Origin of the sequence: Serratia marcescens (genome assembly GCF_001902635.1) — a bacterium.
Taxonomy (GTDB): Bacteria; Pseudomonadota; Gammaproteobacteria; order Enterobacterales; family Enterobacteriaceae; genus Serratia; species Serratia marcescens_F.
This window is the reverse complement of sequence record NZ_MJAO01000037.1, coordinates 20789-27985: the sequence shown is the minus strand read 5'-3', so window position 1 is coordinate 27985 and position 7197 is coordinate 20789. Positions and strand designations below refer to the sequence as shown.

Annotated in this window: 5 protein-coding genes; 2 read left to right on the top strand and 3 right to left on the bottom strand. The window is 58.0% G+C overall.

Annotated features, from left to right (window positions below):
* Both BHU62_RS23100 and BHU62_RS23095 read right to left on the bottom strand, forming a co-directional pair.
* Window positions 1-1456, bottom strand: a 1456-nt coding sequence (locus tag BHU62_RS23100) for a S8 family serine peptidase (RefSeq protein WP_236720714.1), incomplete at its 3' end; no start/stop codon positions are given.
* A 478-nt stretch (window positions 1457-1934) separates the two neighbouring features.
* Window positions 1935-2588, bottom strand: a complete 654-nt coding sequence (locus BHU62_RS23095) for a TetR/AcrR family transcriptional regulator (protein WP_073534740.1) — start codon at window positions 2586-2588, stop codon at window positions 1935-1937.
* Between the two features lie 250 nt (window positions 2589-2838).
* Here BHU62_RS23095 and BHU62_RS23090 point away from each other — a divergent pair, with 250 nt between their 5' ends.
* Entirely contained in the window at window positions 2839-4056 is a 1218-nt protein-coding gene (locus BHU62_RS23090) for a Tm-1-like ATP-binding domain-containing protein (protein ID WP_073534739.1), read from the top strand.
* A 94-nt stretch (window positions 4057-4150) separates the two neighbouring features.
* Here BHU62_RS23090 and spy read toward each other — a convergent pair whose 3' ends face one another.
* Complete coding sequence (spy, locus tag BHU62_RS23085) at window positions 4151-4642, bottom strand: ATP-independent periplasmic protein-refolding chaperone Spy (protein WP_073534738.1); 492 nt, start codon at window positions 4640-4642, stop codon at window positions 4151-4153.
* A 544-nt stretch (window positions 4643-5186) separates the two neighbouring features.
* On the opposite strand from spy, the gene pdeR reads away from it, so the two are divergent.
* Window positions 5187-7181 (top strand): cyclic di-GMP phosphodiesterase, encoded by a 1995-nt coding sequence (pdeR, locus tag BHU62_RS23080; RefSeq protein WP_073534737.1) that lies wholly within the window; start codon window positions 5187-5189, stop codon window positions 7179-7181.
* Window positions 7182-7197: the final 16 nt, after the last annotated feature.

The following is a 7197-nucleotide window of genomic DNA, read 5'->3' as shown; positions in this document are numbered from 1 at the left end:
GGTTGACCCACGTCGGGCCGGAATAGGTGTTGGCACCGGTCAGCACCAGCGTGCCCACCCCTTCTTTGGTCAGGCCGCCGTGGCCGGAGATGTCGTTGCTCCAAGAGTCGAGGCCGCAAAGCTTATCGCTACAGACGCGCTCGGTCGGCTTGCCTTTGTCCAGCACGGCGCCGACGCCCGGTAGATCCACCACAAACTGTGACGAACCGTAGGCGCCGCTGACGCGGAACTCTTCGGGAATGTCCTGTTCGGTAACCAGCATGCCCGGGCCGTTGATGGCTTTGCCCAGGTTGATCATTCCCCAGCCGTAGAGCGCGTCGATGCCCGGCGCGCCCATATCGGTGGCGGTGGTTTTCAGCACATCCGCCACCTGCGCGCCATTCAGATACGGGAAGCGCTCCATCAGCACCGCGATGCTGCCGGCCACGTGTGGTGCCGCCATCGAGGTACCGCTTTTATTGGCATAGCCCGTGGTGAGGTTGTCCACACCGGTACCCACGATCACCGAGCTGTAAATTTTGCTGCCCGGCGCGGCGACGCAGAAACCGGCGGTATAACCGCAGCGGGAAGAGAAGGTGCTGATGCTGTAATCGCCGGTATTGGTCGGATCCTGCAGGCTGGCGACCGACAGCCAGTTCGGCGCGATATCCGGCACGAAATAGGCCAGACCGGCCATGGCGTCCGGGTTATTCAGGTTGTAATCGTTACCGGCGGCGAAGATAGTGACCACGCCGCTGCGCGCCGCGTCGATCGCGCCCTGATAGGCGCCGCCGGGATTAGTGCCGAGGATCACTTTGATCTGATCGAACTGTTTTTGCGCATCGTCGAGCGTGAAATGAGGATACGCGGGATCCTTACCCCCCAGCGCAAACTTATCCGTGATGCCTATGCCCCAACTGTTGTTGATAATGCGTGCGCCGCTGGCCACCAGTTCTTTCCAGCCGGCCTGGTATACCGCGCCGTCATTACCGAGAATGATGCCGTCCTCCGGGCCGGGGTCGCCGTTTTCAGCACTGATGATCTGCGCGTTGAACGCCACGCCGTGCATGGCGCCGCCGTCGCGGCTGCCGGCGGCGATGCCGCCCACGTGGGTGCCGTGCGACCCTAGTTTGCCGCTGGAATCGGTGCTGGGCGTACCGTCATAGCGGAAGTCATCGCCTTTTTTCACCGGAATATAGAGATCGGTGTATTCGCGAACGCCTTTGGTGACCACATTGATCACCTTATCCTGACCGGTGAACTCGGGGTGTTTGGCGTAAACCGGCTGATCGAAAATGCCAAGCTTGATGCCTTTTCCGGTATAACCGGCGGCGTAGGCCTGGTCGGCGTGGATCGCCCCCAGCCCCCATTCCGCGTTGAACTCGCTGCTGCGCCAGCTGGCCGGATCGCCCGCTTTGCCGTTCTCTATATAGGTGGCGGCCTGCGCTCCGCCGATCGCCGTCAGGCAGATCAGCATCGCGCTCCATTGCGCGTGATGAACCCCAATATCAGGCCAGCCGAAGGCCGCCCGAGCGGGTTTGACTCCTTGATGTTTCTTCTCCATCCCAGATACCGTCCGTTGTTGTTTGCAAATTTTTATAAGATTTTTTGTGTAACAGTTTGGTAACACCAAATAAATAAAGCACAACAATCTCAAGTGCGCTTAATGTGTCACCGGGCGGTCAAGCTGGAGGAGAGAAAGTTTCACGGGTGAATCAGGGGCGATTTGATAAGAAGAGGCAATGACATTGCCCTGGGCCGAAACGGCGTAGGCAAGCGGACGAAAGACGGGTTAATAATATGATAAATATAACGTTAGTTAAATTTTAACGCAGAGCCACAGCCGCCTGAAAAGTACTTAACAGGCGCCTTTTATCACTTTTAATTATAACTTTTTCCAATATTCACTCAGTGAATTATGCTGATTTTTCATGCAGACATCGGCAAAAATTGGATTATCCTGCTGATGTTTTTTTGCTGTTCATCGCATCCTCTTCCGCCTGGCGAATGATGGCTTTGGCCATCCATTGCGTGACATCCTGGATCCCCTCAAGCTCCAGTCCCCAGATATCTTTCAGTACCAGGAACACCTCGGAACCATAAATCAGCGAGAAAGCATGAATCACTCTCTGAATCGCATTAGGCGGCAGTTTACCCTGCAACGGTTCTACCGCCAGCGTCAGCAGGCGCTTGCGGTTGCCGCGCACGAATTTTTCGCCCGGCGTCGCGTTCGCCCACTGCTGCAAAGAGAGTTGCAACGCCGCGCGCAACGCCCCCTCATGCCGCTCCATCTGAGGATAGGCGAAGGTCAGCAACTGCTGAATGCGCTTCAGGGCATCATCATCCTGCGGGCGCCATTCCAGGATCGGCCCCAGGCTTTCCGCCACCACCGCGGCAATCAGCGCGCTTTGGGTCGGGAAGTAGCGGTAAGCGGTCGCACGTGATACCTGCGCATGCGCTGCCAGCTCGGTGATCGAAGGAAACACCCCTTCGTCATACAGCGCCATCGCGCTGGCCAGCAGCAAGCGACGGGTCTTCGCCCGGGCAGAAGTCAGAGAAGGCTCGGACGGGGCGGGAAAGGCGTTTATCGGCACATCTACCTCATGCATCTGCACACGCTTGCGCGCCAGGGGATGCGCACCTGCTGACAGGCTGGCGGCAAAGCGCCGGCCACGTGGAAAAGCTCAAAAATGAGACCAGCGTCCCATTCTGCATTGAACTGCCCTTGCAAAAATGATACTGCCGTCTCATTATATAAATACATTAATCAATTTAATTGAATTGCCAACACCAGGGCCTTACATAAAATCATAAAGCCATAATTTAAAACCACAAAATAGATTAACCCATAAAAACACCATGAATGATACTTCAAATTTTGTCTATATTGCTACCACAGCAGATACCAAAGGACAAGAGTTGGAGTACGTGCGGCGGCTGCTCGCTGCCCTGGATTTACCCACCCGAACCGTCGATCTCTCCCCCCGTCACTTGCCATTTGGCTCCCCGGCCGATATCAGCCCCGAGGAGGTCGCCCGCCATCATCCGGCGGGTGCAGACGCAGTCTTCTGCGCCCGCCGCGGCCAGGCGATCGCCGCTATGGCGACCGCTTTCGAACGTTTTATCCTGACGCGCCGCGATATCGCCGCCCTGCTTGGCCTGGGAGGCTCCAGCGGCACCGCCATCATCGCGCCGGCGATGCAGCAGCTGCCAATCGGCCTGCCAAAATTGATGGTCTCGAGCATGGCGGCGGGAGACGTTTCCGCCTATGTCGGCGCCAGCGACATTAGCATGCTGTACTCGGTGACCGATCTCGCCGGCCTGAATCGCATTTCACGGCGGGTGCTTGGCAACGCGGCGCGCCAGATAGCCGGCGCCATACGCTTCGCCACTGCCGATCATCACGAAGACAGACCCGCGATCGGCCTGACGATGTTTGGCGTCACCACGCCCTGCATTCAGGCTGTGGTCACCGACCTTGAACCGCAATGGGATTGCCTGACGTTTCACGCCACCGGCAGCGGCGGCAGAGCGCTGGAAAAATTGATCGACAGCCGGCAGTTGCACGGTGCCATCGATGTGACCACCACCGAAGTGGCCGACTACCTGTTCGGCGGCGTACTGCCCTGCAATGCGGATCGTTTCGGCGCCATCGCGCGTACCGGCATCCCGTGCGTGCTCTCTTGTGGCGCGATCGACATGATTAATTTCGGCGCGCCGGACACGGTACCCGATCGTTACGCTGACCGCCTGCGCCACCCGCATAATCCGCAAGTGACGTTGGTGCGCACCAACGCGCGGGAAAACGCGTTGCTCGGGCGTTGGATTGGCGAGAAAATCAATGCCTGTGCAGGCGAAATTCGCTTTGTGATCCCTGCGGGCGGCGTGTCCGCCCTAGATTCGCCCGATCAACCATTCTGGGATCCAGCCGCCTTGGCCGCCTTTACGCAAACGCTGGAGGAGACAGTGCGGCCCACCGCCAAACGGCGGCTGATAAAAACGCCTTACCATATTAATGACCCGCGTTTTGCACAGCTCATCGCCAAACAGTTCCGACAAATCGCCGGCGAGGTATGATTACCACTCGATAGAAAACTTACCGGTAATAACGCCAAGCAAAAAAAGGGCCAGACGATTCGTCTGGCCCTTTTTTATTTACCGCAAGCGTATATTACTGACCGGCAGGCATCTGCCCTTTCATTTTATCCATATGGTCCATCATCTTTTGCTCGCGTTTCTGATAATTCTCATTGTATTGTTTTTTCTGCTCAGGAGTCAGCAGGTTATACATCTTATTTTCCGCCTTGGCGCGCTCCAGCATGCGCTCGGATTGCGCTTTGCTGATAGTGTCAATTTGCGCTTTCGCCTTCGCTTCGTCGAAGCTGTCGGAAGCGACCAAATTATGCAGCGCCTGGCGCTCCTCTTTCATGCCCGGCCCGCGTTTCTGGTGCGATTCTTTCATGATATCGCGCATTTGCTGGCGCTGCTGCTCAGTCAGGTTCAGACCGGCGAACGGGCCGCCCTTGCCTTCACCCTTGTGATGCATCATTTTCATCGGTGCCGCATCCGCCGCCGGTGCCGCCGTCGTGTCGGCGGCGAACGCCGCGGAAGCGGAACCCAGGGCCAGCGTGGAAGCGATAAATAAAGCCGTCAATTTACGCATAATCATTTCCTTAAAAGTTTTTCTTCATCAGGAGCGCTGTACGTTAACAGGCTCATTCGGTCGTCGGAGATAATAATAGGCTGATAAAATTCAAGTAATGCGAGGGTGTGTAAACTTTTTAAAACCCGTAACGGGTTTATTCACCAATTATGAGAAAACTATGAAGATGACGTTTATTCGATGGAAATTTTAATTTCCCGGCGAACATTCACCTCCGTGGAGTTATTTTTCGGCTTCGCCCTCACCGTTATAATTTACTCGCGTCCACGGCAACCTTACATCAACCGATTTTCGATAGCGGGGGGAGCCTGTACAAACTTCGCACGACCCGATGTTCTCCTCCTACACTTTAAGGCAGTCGGTCGCCGGGTGACGTTTACACCGCAAAACTAATCATTGCTTATATAATAGTTTCCATCACCCGTTCCGCCTGTGAAAACCTGTTATATGATGCAGAGACGCGCACGGCGACCACCTTCGGGCCATCAGGCTGCCGCCGGTTCATCGTGCTAACCGGCCGCCCGTGCTCTTTTGAGGAATTATCATGTCCGCAGACCAAGGCCCTGAGCTTCTTAACGCCCACTTCGGCACCCAGAGTCCCTACTGGCGGCTGGCGTTTGACAGCAATGCCCTGGAACTGTCCGCCGTTAAGGGTAAAGCCCACGTTGCGGTGGCGCTCAGCGCCATGCAGGCGGCGAAAATTCGCCGTATGACCGGTGTAACCGCCAGCCTTGAGCTTGCCATCACGCTGGCCGGTGAACCGCTGCACCTGCATCTGGTGGGGCGCCGCGTCAACAACCTCGAATGGGCGGGCACCGCGTCGGCCTTCAGCGACACCAAGTCCGTAGCGCGCGACCTGGTGCACGGGCTGTCCTTCGCCGAGCAGGTGGTGTCCGAAGCCAACTCGGTGATCGTGATCGTCGATCAACATGGCCGCATTCAGCGTTTCAATCGGCTGTGCGAGGAGTACACCGGTCTGCAGGAACACGAGGTGATAGGCAAAAACGTTTTCCAGCTGTTTATGAGCCAGGAAGAGGCCGCCGCCTCACGGCGCAACATCGCCGGCTTCTTCCGCAACGGCTCTTCGTATGAGGTAGAGCGCTGGGTAAAGACGGTCAAGGGCGAACGGCTGTTTCTGTTCCGTAACAAGTTCGTGCACAGCGGCAGCGGCAAGAACGAGGTGTATCTGATCTGCTCCGGCACCGACATCACCGAAGAGCGCCGCGCACAGGAGCGGCTGCGGGTGCTGGCCAATACCGATCTCATCACCGGTCTGCCGAACCGCAACGCCATCCAGGACAAGATCAATCAGGCCATCGCGACGCGCGGCGAAGAGAGCTTCGGCCTGGTGTACCTCGATCTCGACAACTTCAAAAAGGTCAACGACGCCTATGGCCATATGTTTGGCGATCGGCTGCTGGTCGAAGTCTCGCTGGCGATCCTCGGTTGCCTGAGCCCGGACCAGGTGCTCGCCCGCCTCGGCGGCGACGAATTCTTGGTGCTGGCGCCGCAGACCGATCGCGAGCGCCTGCAAACGCTGGCGCAACGCATCATCGATCGGCTGAAAACGCCTTTCCGCATCGGCCTGATCGAAGTGTATACCGGCTGTTCGATCGGCATCGCGCTGTGCCCGGAGCACGGCAACGATCTCGACAGCCTGATCCGCAGCGCCGACACCGCCATGTACGTCGCCAAGGAGCACGGCAAACGCACCTATACCGTCTTCTCGCCGGAGATGAACAAACGCGTCGCCGAATACATGTGGTTGGACACCAACCTGCGCAAAGGGCTGGAGCAAAATCAGCTGGTGCTGTATTACCAGCCTAAAATCGACGCGCGCAGCGGCGAAGTGCACAGCGTGGAAGCCCTGGTGCGTTGGGATTCGCCGGAGCGCGGCCTGATCCCGCCGCTGCAATTTATCTCCTACGCCGAGGAGTCCGGTCTGATCGGCCCGCTGGGCCAATGGGTATTGCAGACCGCCGCCGGCCAGGCGGCACAGTGGCAAGAGCAAGGATTGAATCTGCGGGTGGCGGTCAACCTCTCCGCCCGTCAGCTGGCCGACGACAGCATCGTCAACGATCTGCTCGGCGTGCTGCGCCGCCACCGCATGGCTCCTTGCCTGCTGGACTTCGAGCTGACCGAAAGCAGCCTGATCGAAGACGAAAACCGCGCGCGCGTGCTGATCACCCGGCTGCGCGAGCTAGGTGCACAGGTGCATCTCGACGACTTTGGCACCGGCTATTCGTCGCTGGCGCAGCTGGCACGCATTCCGCTGGACGCCATCAAGCTGGATAAAAGCTTTGTGCGCGGGGTGAATTTCAACCCGGTTTCGCAATCGCTGGTGCGCGCGATCGTCGCAGCGGCGGAGGCGCTGACCTTCCGGGTGATCGCCGAAGGGGTGGAGACCGAGAGCGAAAACCACTTCCTCGACGAGGTCGGCGTGGACGAGAAACAGGGCTTCCTGTTCGCGCGGCCAATGCTCCCGGCACAGCTGGAGCATTGGCTGCTGTCCTATCGCCCGCACTCACCCTCTGCGTGAGGCGGGCGCGTTAACG

Coding starts and splice junctions, on each gene's coding strand:
- BHU62_RS23090 (WP_073534739.1), top strand. CDS start 2,839: ATGAATGATACTTCAAATTTTGTCTATATTGCTACCACAGCAGATACC.
- spy (WP_073534738.1), bottom strand. CDS start 4,642: ATGCGTAAATTGACGGCTTTATTTATCGCTTCCACGCTGGCCCTGGGT.
- BHU62_RS23095 (WP_073534740.1), bottom strand. CDS start 2,588: ATGCATGAGGTAGATGTGCCGATAAACGCCTTTCCCGCCCCGTCCGAG.
- pdeR (WP_073534737.1), top strand. CDS start 5,187: ATGTCCGCAGACCAAGGCCCTGAGCTTCTTAACGCCCACTTCGGCACC.